General features: G+C 71.1%; 19 protein-coding genes. 6 read left to right on the top strand and 13 right to left on the bottom strand.

Going from position 1 to position 17,318, the window contains the following annotated elements; genetic code table 11:
• The first annotated feature begins 150 nt into the window (after positions 1-150).
• Complete coding sequence (dapA, locus tag AC0VY3_RS10880; protein WP_475549508.1) at positions 151-1,032, top strand: 4-hydroxy-tetrahydrodipicolinate synthase; 882 nt, start codon at positions 151-153, stop codon at positions 1,030-1,032.
• A gap of 13 nt (positions 1,033-1,045) precedes the next feature.
• Here dapA and dapD read toward each other — a convergent pair whose 3' ends face one another.
• The gene (dapD, locus tag AC0VY3_RS10875; protein ID WP_103508272.1) at positions 1,046-2,044 is read right to left on the bottom strand and encodes a 2,3,4,5-tetrahydropyridine-2,6-dicarboxylate N-succinyltransferase; all 999 of its coding nucleotides are present in this window, start codon (positions 2,042-2,044) and stop codon (positions 1,046-1,048) included.
• A gap of 10 nt (positions 2,045-2,054) precedes the next feature.
• Positions 2,055-3,299 (bottom strand): MFS transporter, encoded by a 1,245-nt coding sequence (locus AC0VY3_RS10870; protein ID WP_103508266.1) that lies wholly within the window; start codon positions 3,297-3,299, stop codon positions 2,055-2,057.
• Positions 3,300-3,440: 141 nt separating this feature from the next.
• Between AC0VY3_RS10870 and AC0VY3_RS10865 the strand changes: the two genes are divergently transcribed.
• The gene (locus AC0VY3_RS10865) at positions 3,441-4,316 is read left to right on the top strand and encodes a winged helix-turn-helix transcriptional regulator (RefSeq protein ID WP_475549507.1); all 876 of its coding nucleotides are present in this window, start codon (positions 3,441-3,443) and stop codon (positions 4,314-4,316) included.
• Positions 4,317-4,331: 15 nt separating this feature from the next.
• Here AC0VY3_RS10865 and AC0VY3_RS10860 read toward each other — a convergent pair whose 3' ends face one another.
• Complete coding sequence (locus AC0VY3_RS10860) at positions 4,332-4,925, bottom strand: TetR/AcrR family transcriptional regulator (protein ID WP_103508264.1); 594 nt, start codon at positions 4,923-4,925, stop codon at positions 4,332-4,334.
• Positions 4,925-5,251, bottom strand: a complete 327-nt coding sequence (locus AC0VY3_RS10855; protein WP_097967761.1) for a DMT family transporter — start codon at positions 5,249-5,251, stop codon at positions 4,925-4,927. Before AC0VY3_RS10855 ends, AC0VY3_RS10860 begins: the two co-directional genes overlap by 1 nt.
• Before the next feature lie 286 nt (positions 5,252-5,537).
• Here AC0VY3_RS10855 and AC0VY3_RS10850 point away from each other — a divergent pair, with 286 nt between their 5' ends.
• Positions 5,538-6,524, top strand: a complete 987-nt coding sequence (locus AC0VY3_RS10850; RefSeq protein WP_103508263.1) for a DUF7847 domain-containing protein — start codon at positions 5,538-5,540, stop codon at positions 6,522-6,524.
• Positions 6,525-6,605: 81 nt separating this feature from the next.
• On the opposite strand, the gene AC0VY3_RS10845 is transcribed toward AC0VY3_RS10850, so the two are convergent.
• From AC0VY3_RS10845 to AC0VY3_RS10810, 8 genes are all read right to left on the bottom strand, one after another.
• Entirely contained in the window at positions 6,606-6,944 is a 339-nt protein-coding gene (locus AC0VY3_RS10845) for a metal-sulfur cluster assembly factor (protein ID WP_007448467.1), read from the bottom strand.
• On the bottom strand, positions 6,941-7,396 hold the full coding sequence (gene sufU / locus AC0VY3_RS10840) for a Fe-S cluster assembly sulfur transfer protein SufU (protein WP_103508262.1): 456 nt from the start codon (positions 7,394-7,396) through the stop codon (positions 6,941-6,943). Before sufU ends, AC0VY3_RS10845 begins: the two co-directional genes overlap by 4 nt.
• A 10-nt stretch (positions 7,397-7,406) precedes the next feature.
• A complete protein-coding gene (locus AC0VY3_RS10835) occupies positions 7,407-8,675 on the bottom strand; it encodes a cysteine desulfurase (RefSeq protein ID WP_103508261.1) in 1,269 nt (422 codons plus the stop codon).
• Positions 8,672-9,436, bottom strand: coding sequence for a Fe-S cluster assembly ATPase SufC (gene sufC / locus AC0VY3_RS10830; RefSeq protein WP_018957647.1), 765 nt, complete (start codon positions 9,434-9,436; stop codon positions 8,672-8,674). Before sufC ends, AC0VY3_RS10835 begins: the two co-directional genes overlap by 4 nt.
• A gap of 7 nt (positions 9,437-9,443) precedes the next feature.
• Entirely contained in the window at positions 9,444-9,761 is a 318-nt protein-coding gene (locus tag AC0VY3_RS10825; protein WP_014156911.1) for a bifunctional 3-phenylpropionate/cinnamic acid dioxygenase ferredoxin subunit, read from the bottom strand.
• Complete coding sequence (sufD, locus tag AC0VY3_RS10820; protein ID WP_103508260.1) at positions 9,761-10,942, bottom strand: Fe-S cluster assembly protein SufD; 1,182 nt, start codon at positions 10,940-10,942, stop codon at positions 9,761-9,763. The genes AC0VY3_RS10825 and sufD overlap by 1 nt, the downstream gene beginning before the upstream one ends.
• A gap of 99 nt (positions 10,943-11,041) precedes the next feature.
• Positions 11,042-12,463: a Fe-S cluster assembly protein SufB gene (gene sufB / locus AC0VY3_RS10815; protein WP_103508259.1), complete on the bottom strand. Its 1,422-nt coding sequence runs from the start codon at positions 12,461-12,463 to the stop codon at positions 11,042-11,044.
• On the bottom strand, positions 12,460-13,203 hold the full coding sequence (locus AC0VY3_RS10810; protein WP_103508258.1) for a helix-turn-helix transcriptional regulator: 744 nt from the start codon (positions 13,201-13,203) through the stop codon (positions 12,460-12,462). Before AC0VY3_RS10810 ends, sufB begins: the two co-directional genes overlap by 4 nt.
• A 136-nt stretch (positions 13,204-13,339) precedes the next feature.
• Between AC0VY3_RS10810 and AC0VY3_RS10805 the strand changes: the two genes are divergently transcribed.
• From AC0VY3_RS10805 to AC0VY3_RS10795, 3 genes are all read left to right on the top strand, one after another.
• A complete protein-coding gene (locus AC0VY3_RS10805; protein ID WP_475549506.1) occupies positions 13,340-14,281 on the top strand; it encodes an ABC transporter ATP-binding protein in 942 nt (313 codons plus the stop codon).
• Entirely contained in the window at positions 14,278-15,045 is a 768-nt protein-coding gene (locus AC0VY3_RS10800) for an ABC transporter permease (protein WP_103508256.1), read from the top strand. The genes AC0VY3_RS10805 and AC0VY3_RS10800 overlap by 4 nt, the downstream gene beginning before the upstream one ends.
• Positions 15,046-15,123: 78 nt before the next feature.
• Positions 15,124-16,110, top strand: coding sequence for a COX15/CtaA family protein (locus tag AC0VY3_RS10795; protein WP_475549505.1), 987 nt, complete (start codon positions 15,124-15,126; stop codon positions 16,108-16,110).
• Between the two features lie 63 nt (positions 16,111-16,173).
• On the opposite strand, the gene AC0VY3_RS10790 is transcribed toward AC0VY3_RS10795, so the two are convergent.
• Positions 16,174-17,313, bottom strand: a complete 1,140-nt coding sequence (locus AC0VY3_RS10790) for an amidohydrolase family protein (protein ID WP_475549504.1) — start codon at positions 17,311-17,313, stop codon at positions 16,174-16,176.
• Between the last annotated feature and the right edge of the window lie 5 nt (positions 17,314-17,318).

Raw genomic sequence — 17,318 nt, 5'->3', positions numbered from 1 at the left:
CACGCGGCCCGGCCCCGCGAACCTGTCGTCCGTGCGTTCGATCATGTCAGACGCGGCCGCCCGCCTCGGGAGACTCTTCAGTGTCCCTTGCCGATCACTCCAAGAAGATCTAAGTGGACCTACGAGGTTCCAGGAGCCGACACTTCGGGCATGACCGCCACCGCACCGCGCCCCTTCGGCCGCGCACTCTGCGCCATGATCACGCCCTTCACCGCCACCGGCGCCCTGGACCCGGACACCGCCCGTGCGCATGCCGCGCGCCTGGTGGCCGAGGGCTGCGACGGGATCGTCCTCAGCGGCACCACGGGCGAGTCGCCCACCACGACGGACGCCGAGAAGTCCGCACTGCTGCGGGCCGTCCGGGCGGAGGTCGGCGACGGGGTGCCGCTGCTCTCCGGCATCGGCAGCCCGGACACCGCGCACACCCTGCGCCTGGCGCGGGAGGCCGAGGAGGCGGGCGCGGACGGGTTGCTGGTGGTCGGCCCGTACTACAGCCGCCCGCCGCAGGCCGCCGTCGAGGCGTACTTCCTGCGGGTCGCGGAGTCCACCGGTCTGCCGCTGATGCTGTACGACATCCCCGGCCGCACCGGCGTCCGGATCGAGCCGGAGACCCTGCTGCGACTGGCGGAGCACCCGCGGATCGTCGCGGTGAAGGACTGCTCCTACGACCTGCTCGGCGCGACGAAGGTGCTGGCCCGCACCTCACTGGCGTACTACTCGGGCTGCGAGGAGCTGAACCTGGCGCTGTACGCGGTGGGCGGCGCGGGTTACGTCAGTACGGTCGCCAACGTGGCCCCGCGCCAGGTACGGGCGCCCCTGGACGCGTTCGACGCGGGCCGCGCCGACGAGGCGGCCAGGCTGAACGGCCTCACGGCCCGGCTCGTCGAGCTGATGATGGCGAGCGGTCTGCCCGGGACCGTCACGGCGAAGGCCCTGCTGGACGGCGGCCCGGTCCGGGAACCGCTGCAGCCCGCCGGGCGCGGGGCGACCGACGGGCTGCGGAAGGCGTACGAGGCACTCCTCGCGGCCTGAAAAGGCGAGCGGGTCAGTTGTGGGCGTGCAGGACCTCGTTCAGCCCGCCCCACACCGCGTTGTTCGGGCGGGCCTCGACGCTGCCGGTGACCGAGTTGCGGCGGAAGAGGATGTTCGAGGCGCCGGACAGCTCGCGGGCCTTGACGACCTGACCGTCCGGCAGCGTGACACGGGTGCCCGCGGTGACGTACAGACCGGCCTCGACGACGCACTCGTCGCCGAGCGCGATGCCGACGCCCGCCTCCGCGCCGATCAGGCAGCGCTCACCGATGACGATGCGGACGTTGCCGCCGCCGGAGAGGGTGCCCATGGTGGAGGCGCCGCCGCCGATGTCGGAGCCGTCGCCGACGACGACGCCCGCGGAGATCCGGCCCTCGACCATGGAGGTGCCGAGCGTGCCCGCGTTGAAGTTGACGAAGCCCTCGTGCATGACGGTGGTCCCGGCGGCGAGGTGCGCGCCGAGCCGGACCCGGTCGGCGTCGGCGATGCGTACGCCCTTGGGGGCGACGTAGTCCGTCATGCGCGGGAACTTGTCGACCGAGGTGACCTGGAGGTGCAGGCCCTCGGCGCGGGCGTTGAGGCGCACCCGCTCCAGGTCGTCGACGGCGACCGGGCCGAGCGAGGTCCAGGCGACGTTGGCCAGGAAGCCGAACTGCCCGTCCAGGTTCAGTCCGTGCGGCTTGACCAGGGTGTGGCTGAGCAGGTGCAGACGCAGGTAGACGTCGTGCGCGTCGAGAGGCTTGTCGTCGAGCGAGGAGATGACCGTGGACACGGCGACGATCTCGACGCCACGCCGGGCGTCCACGCCGATCGCCTTGGCGGCGCCCTCGCCGAGCCGGTTGACGGCCTCGTCCGGGGAGAGCCGCGTCGTACCGGCCGGGCCGGGGTCGGAGGTCAGCTCGGGGGCGGGGAACCAGGTGTCGAGGACGGTGCCGTCACCGGCGACGGTGGCGAGGCCGGCGGCGACGGCGCCGGTGGTACGGGCAGAGCCCTGGGAAGTCGTGTCGGTCATGAACAGCAACCTAACCGGCCGGGGCCCGCTCGGGCGAACCGGTCTCAGCGTGCGGCCCCTTCCCTGCCACCCGCGCCCCCTCCCCCGGACCGGGCAGCCGCCGCGCCGCCAGCACCGCCGCTCCCGCGCCCGCCGCGAACAGCGCGCAGAGCGGCCAGAGCAGGGCGGGAGCGGCGGCGTACAGGGCGGCGCCCAGCGGCGGGGCGATCACCTGGCCGCTGATCGAGGCGCCGGCGTACAGGCTCTGGAAGCGGCCCTGGGCGTGGCCGGGCGCCTGGTCGGCGACGTAGGCGGTGGCGGGGGTCTTGTAGAGGATCTCGCCGAGGGTCAGCGAGACCATCATGGTGACGGCGAGGAGCACGCCCGCGCCGGGGATCAGGACGGCGTGGCCGAGCCCGACGAGCAGCATCCCGACGCCGACGAGGCCGAGCGGGGCGCGCCGGCGCAGGGCGTGGGCGGCGGGCAGTTCGAGGCAGAGGATGACGCCGCCGTTGACGGCGAGGAGCCAGCCGTAGAGCTGGGTGGAGTGCCCGTGGTCGGCGAGGAAGACGGGCAGGGTCGAGTACTGCTGCCGGTAGACGAGGTCGATCACGACGATCGCGGCGAGCAGCACCAGGACGGCGGGCCTGGACCGCAGTTCGCGCCAGAGACCCGGGGCGTCCGGGTCGTGGGCGGGTGCGGAGTGGACGCTGCCGCGGGCGGGCAGGATCCGGGCGGCGTAGAGGGCGAAGAGCAGGGTGCCGATGCCGTCGGCGACGAAGAGCCAGTCGTACGAGAACCGGGTGGCGACCAGGGCGCCGAGCGGCGGGCCGACGGCGAAGCCGCCGTTGGCGGCGAAGCGGAAGAGGGCGAAGCTCTGGCGGCGGCTTCCGCCCGCGGGCACGGAGACCGCGACGAGGGCGGCGTTGGCGGCCCGGACGACGCCGGCCGCGTACTGGGCGACCGGCAGCACCGCGTACAGGGCGGCGACCGGCAGGGCGGGCAGGACGACGAGCGCCGCCCCGCTGACGCAGGCGCCGGTCAGCAGGGCACGGCGATGGCCGATGCGGTCGCCGAACCAGCCGCCGGTGAAGTTCCCCGCGACCAGGCCGACGCCGCCCACGCCGCTGATCACTCCGGCCTGGGTGACGGTCAGACCGCGCGGCCCGACGAGGTACACGAAGAGATAGACGAAGGTGAAGCTGACGACGGCGTTGAGGAACGCCCCGAGCGCCAGCAGCCGGACCGTCCTTGGCACCCCACGCACCATGCCCATCCCCCGCCCCCTCCGTACGACTCCCGCATCCCCAGTGAGTTCCTTATGGGAACGGACTATGGCAGCATGATTGCATCGGGGTCAACCGAAAAGGACCCCGGGCGGGGCGGGGCGGACGGCGGCCACAACCGGAGGAACGACATGCCTCAGCGCACCAGCCTGGCCGACGCCGACTGCTCGATCGCCCAGGCGCTCGACGTCGTGGGCGACTGGTGGACCCTGCTGATCGTGCGGGACACCGCGCGTGGGGTGCACCGGTTCGACGCCCTCCAGCAGGAGTTGGGCGTCTCGCGCAAGGTACTGACCGAGCGGCTGCGACTGCTGGTCGACGCGGGGGTGCTGTCGCGGGAGCCGTACCAGGACCGCCCGGTCCGGTACGAGTACCGCCTCACCCCGCGCGGCCGGGCGCTGCTGCCCGTGCTGATCGCGCTCCAGGACTGGGGCGACACCTGGGTGCTGGGGGAAGGGGAGACGATGGCGACGACGGCGGAGGCCTCACGGGAGGCGGCGCGGGTGCTGGCACTGAAGGGGACACGGCTGCCGGAGCTGCTGCTGCCGGGGAACGACGGCCGGCTCCGCGACCCGGTCGCCGACACCCCGTACACCGTCCTGTACTGTTTTCCGAGCGCCTACGCCACCCGCGACGCCTATCCGCCGGGCTGGGCGGGGATCCCGGGGGCGAGCGGCTGCACCCTCGAATCGTGCACGTACCGCGACCAGCTGGCCGAGTTCACGGCGGCGGGCGCGACCGTGCACGGAGTGTCCGCGCAACGCCCGGACGAGCAGCGCGCGTTCGCGGAGAAGGAGGGGCTGCGCTTCCCGCTGCTCTCGGACGCGGACCTGGCGCTGACGGCGGCGCTGCGGCTGCCGACGTTCCGGGCGGCGGGCGTGAGCAGGCTCAAGCGGCTGACACTGGTGGTGGACCGGGAGCGGACGATCCGCGAGGTGCTGTACCCGGTCACGGACATCGGGGCGAGCGTGCACGAGGTCCTGGAAGCGGTCCGCCGCCCGGCCTGATCGGCAGGGCACCCCTCAGGGGCCGGACCGGGTGCCGCCCTCGGCACGGACGCCGCCGTCGACGATCCGGGCCAGCATCTCGCGGGTGCCGGACGCGTCGAACGTGCCGCCGGTCAGCAGGACCTGGAGGCAGACGCCGTCCATCAGCGCGACGAGGGCCCGCGCGGTCCGCGGGTCGGTGCGGCGGGACAGCAGTTCGACGGCCTCCTCGGTCCACTCGGCGGCGACGGGGCGCAGCGCGGGGCGGCGCAGGGCCGCGAGGTACAGCTCGTACTCCAGCTCGATCGCCCCGCGCTCGCCCGCGAACCACCTCTCCAGCAGCCGGGCCAGCTCCTCCGCGAGGCCGACGGGCCCCTGGGATATGGGCCCCGGCGCGGCCAGCACCTCGCTGCCGCGCAGGGCCTGGACGAAGTTCTCGTTGCACCGGCGCAGGGCGGCGACCAGGAGTTCGTCGAGGGAGGCGAAGTGGTACGTGGTCGAGCCGAGCGGCACATCGGCCTCGGCGGCCACGGTGCGATGACTGAGCCCGGCCATGCCGTCGGCCGCGATCACGCGGAGCGCCGCGTCGATGATCCGCGTGCGCCGCTCGGGGTCGTACCGCCGGGCCATCAGTGGGCCCCGCCCAGATTGAGGACGACGACCCCGGCCACGATCAGGGCGATGCCCGCGATCTTGACCAGTCCGCTGGACTCCCCCAGGAACAGGATCCCGATGAGGGCCACGGCCGCGGTGCCGACGCCGGCCCAGATGGCGTACGCGGTGCCCACGGAGAGGGTCTTGAGGGTCTGGGCGAGCAGGGTGAAGGCGATGAGGTAGCCCACCACGGTGCCGAGCGAGGGCCAGAGCCGGGTGAAGCCCTCGCTGTACTTCATGGCCGTCGTCCCGGCCACCTCCGCCGCGATGGCGGCGGCCAGCAGTCCGTATGCGTATCCCATGTGTACGACTGTACCCAACGTTGCGTACGGCCGTACATATCATCGGCCCACGCCAGGGGCGCTACGGTGTGCCGACCGACAACACGGCCCGGCGACGGGCCGACGACACGACGGAGACGCAGTGGCGCAGGACGCAGGGTGGGGCGGTGGCCCGTACGGGGGCGCGCCTCACGGTGGGGGACCCTTCGACGGAGGCGCGCAGGGACCGGCCGGGGGCTGGCACAGCGGATGGGCCGCACCGCCCAAGCCCGGGGTGATACCCCTGGCGCCGCTGAGGATCTCGGACATGCTCAGCGGCGCCTTCTCGACACTCGGGCGGTACTGGAAGCCGCTGATCGGCATGGCGCTGACGCTCTTCGGCGCGGCGACGCTCGTGATGATCGTCGCGCTGGTGGTGGCCGGATCCGCCGTCGCCTCCCACTGGGACGAGCTGACGTCCAGCTCCCCCGACGCTCCGGACGCGTCGGAACTGGTCCCGCTGGGCGTCGCGTTCGGCGTACTGATGATCATCGGCATCATCGTCTACCTGCTGGCTTCGGCCGTGGTGCAGGCGGCGGTGCCGGTGGTGCTCCAGGAGGCGGTCCTGGGCCGCCCGATCCGCTTCGGCGCCGTTTGGCGCCGCTCGTGGTCGCGGGTCTGGTCGATCATCGGCACGGTGTTCCTGACCGGGCTGATCGCCGTCATCCCGATGACGCTCTTCATGACCGCCTTCGCCGGGCTGATGATCTACATCGTCTCGCTGGGCGACGAGGACGGCATCCTGCCGCTGATGTGGTTCGGCGTCATCGGCACCCTGCTCGTCGCCCCGGTGGCGATCTGGCTCTGGGTGCGGTTCTCCCTGGCCCCCACGGTCGTGGTCTTCGAGAACCAGCGCCCGGTCGCGGCCCTGCGCCGCTCGGCCCAGCTGGTACGGGACAGCTGGTGGCGGGTCTTCGGTGTCGGCCTGCTCGCCTACGCGATGGCGTCCATGATCGGCTACATGATCCAGATGCCGTTCCAGATGGTCGGTATGCTTCCGGGCCTGTTCGACCCCGCGGACATCGACGCCGACCCGAGCGGCGGACAGCTCATCGCCGTGTTCGGCGGGCTGATCCTGCTGTCGTTCGTCAGCCAGATGATCGCCCAGCTGTTCACGGCGATCTTCCCGCCGCTGGTCGTCGGCCTGCTGTACGTCGACCGCCGGATGCGCACGGAGAACCTGGGCCCGGTGCTGGCCGAGGCGGCGGGATCGGTGCTGCCCGAGCAGTACGGTCCGCCGCCCGCCCACGCCTGAGCGACCGGGAACGGCGAACGGCCGTGCCCACCGGGGTCACCGGTGGGCACGGCCGTTCACATGATGCTCGGAATCGCGGGATCAGACGTTGAACCCCAGCGCGCGCAGCTGCTCGCGTCCGTCGTCGGTGATCTTGTCCGGGCCCCACGGCGGCATCCAGACCCAGTTGATCCGGAGCTCGTTGACGATGCCGTCCGTGGCGGACTTCGCCTGGTCCTCGATGACATCGGTCAGCGGACAGGCCGCGGACGTCAGGGTCATGTCGAGGGTGGCGATGTTGGCGTCGTCGACGTGGATGCCGTAGATCAGGCCCAGGTTGACGACGTCGATGCCCAGCTCGGGGTCGACGACGTCGTAGAGCGCCTCGCGGACCTCCTCCTCGGAGGCCGGCTTCATGGTCACGGTCTCGTTGTCGCTCATGCGGTCTTCCCTTCGGACAGCGCCTTGGCCGTCGCGTCCTTCCACGCCATCCAGCTCAGCAGCGCGCACTTGACCCGGGCGGGGTACTTGGAGACGCCGGCGAACGCGACCGCGTCCTCCAGCACCTCCTCCATCGCGTCGTCCGGCTCCAGCTGGCCCTTGGACTGCATCAGCTCCAGGAAGGTCTCCTGGATCTTCTGCGCCTGGGACAGCTCCTTGCCGACGAGCAGATCGTTCAGCACGGAGGCGGAGGCCTGGCTGATGGAACAGCCCTGGCCCTCGTAGCTCACGTCGGCGATGGTCTCGCCGTCGTACTTCACCCGGAGCGTGATCTCGTCACCGCACGTCGGATTGGTGTGGTGCACCTCGGCGTCGCCGTCCCGCAGGCCGCGCCCATGGGGGTGCTTGTAGTGGTCCAGGATCACTTCCTGGTACATGGATTCCAGCTTCACCAGTCAGCCCTCAGCCGAAGAAGTTCCGGACGTGCTCCAGACCGTCCACCAGGGCGTCGACCTCGGCGGGCGTGGAGTACAGATAGAACGACGCTCGCGTCGTCGCGGGAATTCCGTACCGCAGGCAGACCGGACGCGCGCAGTGGTGACCGACCCGGACCGCGATGCCCAGCTCGTCGAGGACCTGGCCCACGTCGTGCGGGTGGATGTCGCCGAGCGTGAAGGAGATCGTGGCCCCGCGGTCCTCGGCCGTCGCCGGGCCGATGATCCGCAGGTCCGGGACCTCCAGGAGGCGCTTCACCGCGTACTCGGTGATCGCCTTCTCGTGCTGGTGGATCTTCTCCATGCCGATCGCCGAGAGGTAGTCCACGGCCGCGCCGAGGCCGACGGCCTGGGCGATCGGGGGCGTACCGGCCTCGAACTTGTGCGGCGCCGGGGCGTACGTCGACGAGTGCATCGACACGGTCTCGATCATCTCGCCGCCGCCGAGGAACGGAGGCAGGTCCTCCAGGAGCTCCTGCCGTCCCCACAGCACGCCGATGCCCGTCGGGCCGACCATCTTGTGACCGGTGAAGGCCACGAAGTCGGCCTGGAGCGCCTGCACGTCGAGCACCATGTGCGGGGCCGCCTGCGAGGCGTCGATGCAGACCAGCGCGCCGACCTGCTGGGCGCGGCGGATGATCTGCTCGACCGGGTTGACGGTGCCGAGGATGTTGGAGACCAGCGTGAAGGAGACGATCTTCGTCTTCTCGGTGATGATCTCGTCGATGTTCGACAGGTCGAGGCGGCCGTCGTCGGTGATGCCGAACCACTTCAGCTTCGCGCCGGTGCGCTGCGAGAGCAGCTGCCACGGCACGATGTTGGAGTGGTGCTCCATCTCCGTGGTGACGATCTCGGTGTCGCGGTCCACCCGATAGGGCTCGTCCGCCCAGCCGAGCATGTTCGCCACGAGGTTCAGCGACTCCGAGGCGTTCTTCGTGAAGATCACCTCGTCGCGGCTGGGTGCGTTGATGAAGGCGGCGACCTTGTCGCGGGCGCCCTCGTACAGCGCGGTGGCCTCCTCGGCGATCGTGTAGACGCCGCGGTGCACATTCGCGTTGTGCCGCTCGTAGTACTCGTTGAGCGCGTCGAGGACCTGACGCGGCTTCTGCGAGGTCGCCGCGGAGTCCAGGTAAACGATCTTCTTGCCGTCGTGGACCGTGCGGTCCAGGATCGGGAAGTCCTTGCGGATCGCCTCGGTGTCGAGGAGGCCGGTGAGCCCCTGTCGGGCGTCAGTCACGCGGAAGCGCCACCCTTCGTGTAGGCCTCGTAGCCCTCGTTCTCCAGCTGGTCGGCCAGCTCGGCACCGCCGGACGCGGCGATGCGGCCGTTGGCGAAGACGTGCACGAAGTCGGGCTTGATGTACTTCAGGATGCGGGTGTAGTGCGTGATCAGCAGGGTGCCGACCTCGCCGGTCTCGCGGACCCGGTTGACGCCCTCGGAGACGGTCTTGAGCGCGTCGACGTCCAGGCCGGAGTCGGTCTCGTCCAGGACGGCGATCTTCGGCTTGAGGAGCTCCAGCTGAAGGATCTCGTGGCGCTTCTTCTCACCGCCGGAGAAGCCCTCGTTGACGTTGCGCTCGGCGAAGGCCGGGTCCATCTGGAGCCCGGCCATCGTCTCCTTGACCTCCTTGACCCACGTACGCAGCTTGGGGGCCTCGCCGCGGATCGCGGTGGCGGAGGTGCGCAGGAAGTTGGAGACCGAGACACCGGGGATCTCGACCGGGTACTGCATGGCGAGGAACAGGCCGGCGCGGGCCCGCTCGTCGACGGACATCTCCAGGACGTCCTCGCCGTCCAGGGTGACCGTGCCACTGGTGATCGTGTACTTGGGGTGACCCGCCAGCGAGTACGCGAGGGTGGACTTGCCGGACCCGTTGGGGCCCATGATGGCGTGGGTCTCGCCCTGCTTCACGGTCAGGTCGACGCCCTTGAGGATTTCCTTCGTGGCGTTGTCGGCCTCGACGGTGACGTGCAGGTCGCGGATTTCAAGCGTTGCCATGGGTGACTCAGGACTCCTGGGTGACGGAGACGAGCACATCGTCCCCTTCGATCTTTACGGGGTATACGGGGACGGGGCGCGTCGCGGGAAGGCCGGACGGCTTGCCGGTGCGGAGGTCGAACGACGATCCGTGCAGCCAGCACTCGATCGCGCAGTCCTCCACCTCGCCCTCCGAGAGGGAGACGTTCGCGTGCGAGCAGATGTCGTTGATCGCGAACACCTCGCCCTCGGTGCGGACGACGGAGACCGGTGTGCCGTCGAGCTCCACCCGCTTGGGGGTGTCGTCCTCCAGCTCACTCAGCGCACAGGCTTTGACGAAGGCCATCAGACGGACGCCTTCAGCTCGGTCTCGATCTTGTCGAGCAGACGCGCTTCCACGTCCGGCAGGCCGATCTGCTGGACCAGCTCGGCGAAGAAGCCGCGCACGACCAGACGGCGGGCCTCCTCGGCCGGGATGCCGCGGGACTGGAGGTAGAAGAGCTGCTCGTCGTCGAAGCGGCCGGTCGCCGAGGCGTGGCCCGCGCCGACGATCTCGCCGGTCTCGATCTCCAGGTTGGGTACCGAGTCGACCCGGGCGCCGTCGGTGAGGACGAGGTTCCGGTTCATCTCGTAGGTGTCGGTGCCCTCGGCCGCGGCCTGGATGAGGACGTCGCCGATCCAGACGGCGTGCGCGCCGTCGCCCTGGAGGGCGCCCTTGTACACCGCGTTGGACTTGCAGTGCGGGGTGTTGTGGTCGACCAGGAGGCGGTGCTCCTGGTGCTGGCCCTTGTCGGTGAAGTACAGCCCGAAGAGCTCGGCCTCGCCGCCGGTGGCCGCGTACGCCACCCGGGGGTGCAGGCGCACGACGTCGCCGCCGAAGGTGACGACGATCGACTTGAAGGAGGCGTCCCGGCCGACCAGCGCGTTGTGCTGGCCGACGTGGACGGCCGTGTCGTCCCAGTCCTGGACGGAGACGACGGTCAGCTTCGCGCCGTCGCCCAGGACGTAGTCGACGTTGGCGGCGAGCACCGCGTCACCGGTGTGGTCGATGACGACGACGGCCTCGGCGAAGGCGCCGAGCTCGATGAGCTGGTGGCCGTAGGCGACGCCGCCCTCGCCGTGCACGGTGATCCGGACCGGCTCGGTGAGCACGGCTTCCTTGGCGACCGTGACGACCGAGGCCTGCTCGAAGGAGCTGTACGCCTGGGCGGCGACCCGGTCCACCGGGGTGCCGGCCTTGCCGAGCCGGGAGTCGTCGCGGCCGACGGTCTCGACCGTGACGCCCTCGGGCGCCTCGATGGCGACCTTCACGCCGCCGCCGTTCGCGACCGCGGTGCCGTCGTGCAGCCCGCGCAGCCGCTCCAGCGGTGTGAAGCGCCACTCCTCCTCACGGCCGTGCGGGACGGGGAAGTCCGCGACGTCGAAGGACGGGGGTGCGCTCATGCGGGTGGCGACGGTCGACTCGGCGGCCACCGCGATGGAGCCGGCGGTGGTGGAGCCCGCCGGAGTGTTCTGAGCCTCAGCCATGGCTGTCGTAGTGCTCGCTTTCTTAAGTCAAGAACTCGGGGGATTCGGTGGGGCGGGGACGGCCGCGAACGGCCGTCCCGGTGGTCCTCGGGCGAGGACCTAGCCGACCGAACCCTCCATCTGCAGCTCGATCAGCCGGTTGAGCTCCAGGGCGTACTCCATGGGCAGCTCCTTGGCGATCGGCTCGACGAAGCCGCGCACGATCATCGCCATGGCCTCGAACTCGGTGAGTCCGCGGCTCATGAGGTAGAAGAGCTGGTCCTCGGAGACCTTGGAGACGGTCGCCTCGTGGCCCATCGACACGTCGTCCTCGCGGACGTCGACGTAGGGGTAGGTGTCCGAGCGGGAGATCGTGTCGACGAGCAGAGCGTCGCAGAGGACGTTGGACTTCGCGCCCGGCGCGCCCTCGCCGATCTCGATCAGTCCGCGGTAGGACGTACGGCCGCCGCCTCGCGCCACCGACTTGGAGACGATGTTGGAGGAGGTGTTCGGCGCCATGTGGACCATCTTGGCGCCGGCGTCCTGGTGCTGGCCCTCGCCCGCGAAGGCGATGGACAGGGTCTCGCCCTTGGCGTGCTCGCCCATCAGGTAGACGGCCGGGTACTTCATGGTGACCTTGGAGCCGATGTTGCCGTCGACCCACTCCATGGTCGCGCCCTCGTAGGCCACGGCCCGCTTGGTGACCAGGTTGTAGACGTTGTTCGACCAGTTCTGGATGGTCGTGTAGCGGCAGCGGCCGCCCTTCTTGACGATGATCTCGACCACGGCGCTGTGCAGCGAGTCCGAGGAGTAGATCGGGGCGGTGCAGCCCTCGACGTAGTGGACGTAGGCGTCCTCGTCGACGATGATCAGCGTCCGCTCGAACTGGCCCATGTTCTCCGTGTTGATACGGAAGTAGGCCTGGAGCGGGATGTCCACGTGGACGCCCTTGGGCACGTAGATGAACGAGCCGCCGGACCACACGGCCGAGTTCAGCGAGGCGAACTTGTTGTCACCGACGGGGATGACGGTGCCGAAGTACTCCTTGAAGAGCTCCGGGTGCTCCTTCAGCGCGGTGTCGGTGTCCATGAAGATGACACCCTGCGCCTCCAGCTCCTCGTTGATCTGGTGGTACACGACCTCGGACTCGTACTGCGCGGCGACACCGGCGACGAGGCGCTGCTTCTCCGCCTCGGGGATGCCGAGCTTGTCGTACGTGTTCTTGATGTCCTCGGGCAGGTCCTCCCAGGAGGCCGCCTGCTTCTCCGTGGACCGCACGAAGTACTTGATGTTGTCGAAGTCGATGCCCGACAGGTCGGAGCCCCAGTTCGGCATGGGCTTCTTGTCGAAGAGCCTGAGGCCCTTGAGCCGCAGCTTCAGCATCCACTCGGGCTCGTTCTTCTTCTCCGAGATGTCGCGGACGACAGCCTCGGACAGACCGCGCTTCGCCGCCGCGCCTGCCGCGTCGGAGTCGGCCCAGCCGAATTCGTACGTACCCAGACCCTCGAGCTCAGGGTGGGCAGTCTCCGTGGGGAGCGTCATGCGGGGTTCCTCCCGGCCGTGCTTGCAGATGCTGAATGGGTGGTCTGTGGGGGTGCCGCGTGGCCACTGCGTGGCACGTACGTCGTGCACACTCCGTCGCCGTGGGCGAGGGTGGCCAGACGCTGCACATGGGTCCCGAGGAGGCTGGAGAAGAATTCCGTCTCCGCCTCGCACAGCTGTGGGAACTGCTCGGCGACATGCGCCACCGGGCAGTGGTGCTGGCACAGCTGCTCGCCCTGCTGCGGGCCCGGCGCACTTCGCGCCATAGCAGCGTACCCGTCGGCCGACAGGGCCTTGGCGAGGGCCTCGGTGCGGGCTTCGGGCACCGCGGCCTCGACCGCGGCGCGATACGCCTCGCCCATCGCGGCCATCCGGGCGCGGGCGAAGGCGAGGACCGCCTCGTCGCCCCCGGACTCGGCGATGAAGCGCAGGGCGTCGGCCGCCAGCTTGTCGTAGGACTGGTCGAAGGCGTCCCGGCCGCAGTCCGTCAGGGCGAACACCTTGGCGGGCCTGCCGCGGGTCCGCGCGCCGTAGACCCGCTGTTCACGGGCTTCCACCACATCGTCGGAGACGAGGGCGTCCAGATGGCGGCGGACGGCGGCCTGGGTGAGGCCGACGCGCTTCGCGAGGTCCGCGACGGTGGAGGGGCCGTGGTCCAGGATGGAGCGCGCGACCCGGTTGCGCGTCGAGCGCTCACCGGTCGCGAGTTCCTCCTGAGGAGCCCGTCCGTCGTATTTCACAACACCATTGTTGCGTAATTCCTTCACCCCTGACAACCACGGTCCGGAACGATCTACGGTGTGGTTCGTCACTTAGGGTTACCTAATCTGGCCCCGGGAGCCGCCCCCTCCGGGACCCTGCCTAGACTTACGCGCCATGGAGAACGAGCCCGTCGTACAGGTCAGGGGCCTGGTGAAGCGGTACGGCACGAAGACCGCGGTGAACGGCCTCGATCTGATGGTCGCGACCGGCGCGGTGACCGCCGTCCTCGGCCCGAACGGCGCCGGGAAGACCACCACGATCGAGACCTGCGAGGGCTACCGCCGTCCCGACACGGGCACCGTACGGGTCCTCGGACTCGACCCGGTCGCCGACGCGGAGCGGCTGCGTCCGCGGATCGGGGTGATGCTCCAGTCCGGCGGCGTCTACTCCGGCGCCCGCGCCGACGAGATGCTGCGCCACATGGCCAGGCTGCACGCCCACCCGCTCGACGTGGACGCCCTGATCGAGCGCCTCGGCCTCGGCGACTGCGGCCGCACCACCTACCGGCGGCTCTCCGGCGGCCAGCAGCAGCGCCTCTCCCTGGCCATGGCGGTCGTCGGCCGGCCCGAGCTGGTCTTCCTGGACGAGCCGACCGCCGGGCTCGACCCGCAGGCCCGCCGCTCCACCTGGGACCTGGTGCGCGAGCTGCGCTCCGACGGGGTGTCCGTCGTGCTCACCACCCACTTCATGGACGAGGCCGAGACCCTCGCCGACGACGTCGCGATCATCGACGCGGGCCGGGTCATCGCCCAGGGCAGCCCGGAGCAGCTCTGCCGGGGCGGCGCGGAGAACACCCTGCGCTTCACCGGCCGCACCGGGCTGGACCTCGGCTCCCTCGTCAAGGCGCTGCCCGACGGCTCCGTGGCCGCCGAGCCGCTGCCGGGGACGTACCGGATCACCGGGGACATCGACCCGCAGCTGCTGGCAACCGTGACCTCCTGGTGCGCCCAGCACGGCGTGATGCCCGAGGGCATCTCGGTGGAGCGGCACACCCTGGAGGACGTCTTCCTCGAACTGACCGGCAAGCAACTGACCGGCAAGGAGCTGCGCGCATGAGCGCCGGTACGTACACCCCGCGCCCCGGGGCCGCCCCGCTCCCCCGGATGATCGCCGCGCAGACCGCGCTGGAGACCCGGATGCTGCTGCGCAACGGCGAGCAGCTGCTGCTGACGGTGATCATCCCGACGCTGCTGCTGGTGCTGTTCAGCGCGGTCGACATCGTGGACACCGGCTCGGGCGCGTCGGTCGACTTCCTGGCCCCGGGCATCCTGGCGCTCGCCGTGATGTCCACGGCCTTCACCGGCCAGGCCATCGCCACCGGCTTCGAGCGCCGTTACGGGGTCCTCAAGCGGCTCGGTGCCTCCCCGCTGCCCCGCTGGGCGCTGATGACCGCGAAGACGCTGTCGGTGCTGGTCACCGAGGTGCTCCAGATCGTGCTGCTGACGGTCATCGCCTTCGCGCTCGGCTGGTCGCCGCACGGCAACCCGCTCGCCGTACTGCTGCTGCTCGTCCTCGGCACCGCCGCGTTCTCCGGACTCGGGCTGCTGATGGCCGGGACACTGAAGGCGGAGGCGACACTCGCCGCCGCCAACCTGGTCTTCCTCCTGCTGCTGGTCGGCGGCGGAGTCATCGTGCCGCTGGACAAGTTCCCGGACGCGGTGCAGTCGGTGCTGGGGCTGCTGCCCGTCTCGGCGCTCTCCGAAGGGCTGCGGGACGTCCTGCAGCACGGCGCGTCGATGCCGTGGGCCCAGGCCGGGATCCTGGCGGTGTGGGCGGTGCTGGGGCTCGGCACGGCGGCGAAGTTCTTCCGCTGGGAGTAGCACGCGGCGTCGGGGACCTTCACGGGCAAGCCGTCACGAACCACCCCTCGTGAAAACGCGCACAAGCCTCGTCCTACGATGGTCCGCGTGGAAACCCCCATCTCCCTCATCGCCAAGCGCTGGACGCCGTCCACCAAGGTGGTGAAGCGCGCCGCGCTCTCCGCCGTCGTGATGAGCGTCTTCATCATCGTCACCGGCGGGGCCGTCCGGCTCACCGGTTCCGGTCTCGGCTGCGACACCTGGCCCAAGTGCACCGACGACAGCCTGTTCGCGACGCCCGAGCAGGGGCTGCACGGCGCGATCGAGTTCGGCAACCGGATGCTGACCTATGTGCTGTCGGCGGCGGTCGGCTGGGCGATCATCGCCGTCAGCTCGATGAAGCCGCGCCGCCGCAAGCTGACCCGGCTGGCCTGGCTGCAGTTCTGGATCGTGCTGGGCAACGCCGTCCTCGGCGGGATCACGGTCTGGGCGGGACTCAACCCGTGGACGGTGGCCGGGCACTTCCTGCTGGCCAACGTGCTCCTGGCGGTCACCGTGATCACCTGGGTGCGGATCGGCGAGGGCGACGGCCCGCCGCGGCCGCGGACCCCGCTGCCGGTACGGCGGTTGGCCTGGGCGATCGTGGCGACCACGGTGGTGCTGATCGTGCTGGGCACCTCGGTGACCGGTTCCGGCAAGCACGCCGGTGACAGCAGCGACGTACCGCGCATGCCGTGGGACTGGTCGGCCGCCGCCCATGTGCACGCCATCGCCGCCTGGGTGGTCTGCGCCCTGGCCATCGCGATGTGGCTGGCCCTGCGGGTGGTCGACGCGCCCGCCGACACCCGGGCCCGCGCCCGCGACCTGCTGCTCGTGCTGCTCGCCCAGGGCGCGATCGGATACGTCCAGTACTTCAGCGACGTCCCGGAGGTCCTGGTCGGCGTCCATATGTTCGGCTCGGCCATCATGTGGATCGCCGTGGTCCGGCTGGTGCTGAGCATGCGCGAGCGCGGCGACGACGTGCCCGCCCCGCTGCCCGGCCCGTCCGCCGAGCAGCCGGAGACGGCACCGGCGACGGCCGTCTGAAGCAGACACACGTACGGCGGGTGAGGGGCGGCGGGCCGGGGGGCCGCCGCCCCTCACCGCTGCTCACTCCAGCCCGTACACCCGGCGCGCGTTGCCCGACCCGATCATCGTGGCGACCCGGGCCGCGTCCTTACGGGTCCAGGCGCCGTCCGCGACCCAGTCGCCCAGCACCCGCCCGAGCGCCTCGCGGAACTGCCGCGCGCCCACCAGATGCAGCTCCGGCAGTCCCTGCGCCCCGCTGGAGAACAGCAGTTTGCCGAACGGCGCGAGCTCCATGATCTCCGCGAGCACGCCGGCCGCCCGCGCCCCGGTCCGCGTCGCCACGGCCCCGAGGTCCGCGTAGACATGCGGGTGCCGCCCGGCCAGCACTGCGGTCTGCCGGTGGTACGGGTAGCCGTGCAGGAGCACCAGATCGCAGCCGTGCCCCTCGGTCGCGGCGGCAAAGTCCGCGAAGCGGGCCGGATCCGCGGCGCCCAGGCGCAGTTGGAGCGGCAGCCCGCACGCGACCGCGGACCAGCGCAGATGGTCCAGCAGCTCCGGCTCGACGGACGCCGGACGGCGGTCCCGGTCCCCCGCGCCCCGGCGGGCGTCCCGGCGCTCCGCCTCCCGCCCGGCCAGCCACCGACCGGCCGCCGCCCGCACCCGGACCGGGCCCGGCGGCTCGGGGCCGGCGTAGGGGGCGCTGAAGGGGCCGCCCGTGCCGTCGGAGGTGAACGCGACGGCCGAGGAGGCGGCGGTGTGCACGGCCTCGCCCAGGTTGACGAGGAAGGCGTCGACAGTGCCGGAGGTGTCGGCGACCTGTTCGGCGAGGACCTCCAGCCGGACGATCTCCCGGCCCTGGGAGCCGGCCGCCGAGGCCAGCTCGGCCGGTCCCGTGAGGTCGCCGGCCGGTCCGGTGTCGACGAGGTGGGCGGAGACCCCGGAGGCGCGCAGCAGGCGGCGGGAGGTCTCGGCGACGCCCAGCTCCCGGCGGCGGGCCAGGTAGTGGGCGGGCAGGCAGTGCGCTTCGAGGCCGAGCGGCGGCGGGCACCAGCGGCGCACCGCGAAGCCGGTCTGGGTGTCGAAGAAGGTGGTGCCGGGGGCGGGCGGAGCGCCGTCGGCGGCGGTGAGCCGGGCCTCGAAGGTGCCGAGGCCCAGCTCGGTGCGCAGGACGCCGTGGCAGTTCTGGTCGACCAGGTCGGCCACGGGCACGGGGTCGGTCATCCGGG

Source organism: Streptomyces sp. iso_384 (genome assembly GCF_056172905.1).
Note: the sequence above shows the minus strand (reverse complement) of the source record. Positions and strands in the feature narration are given on the sequence as shown.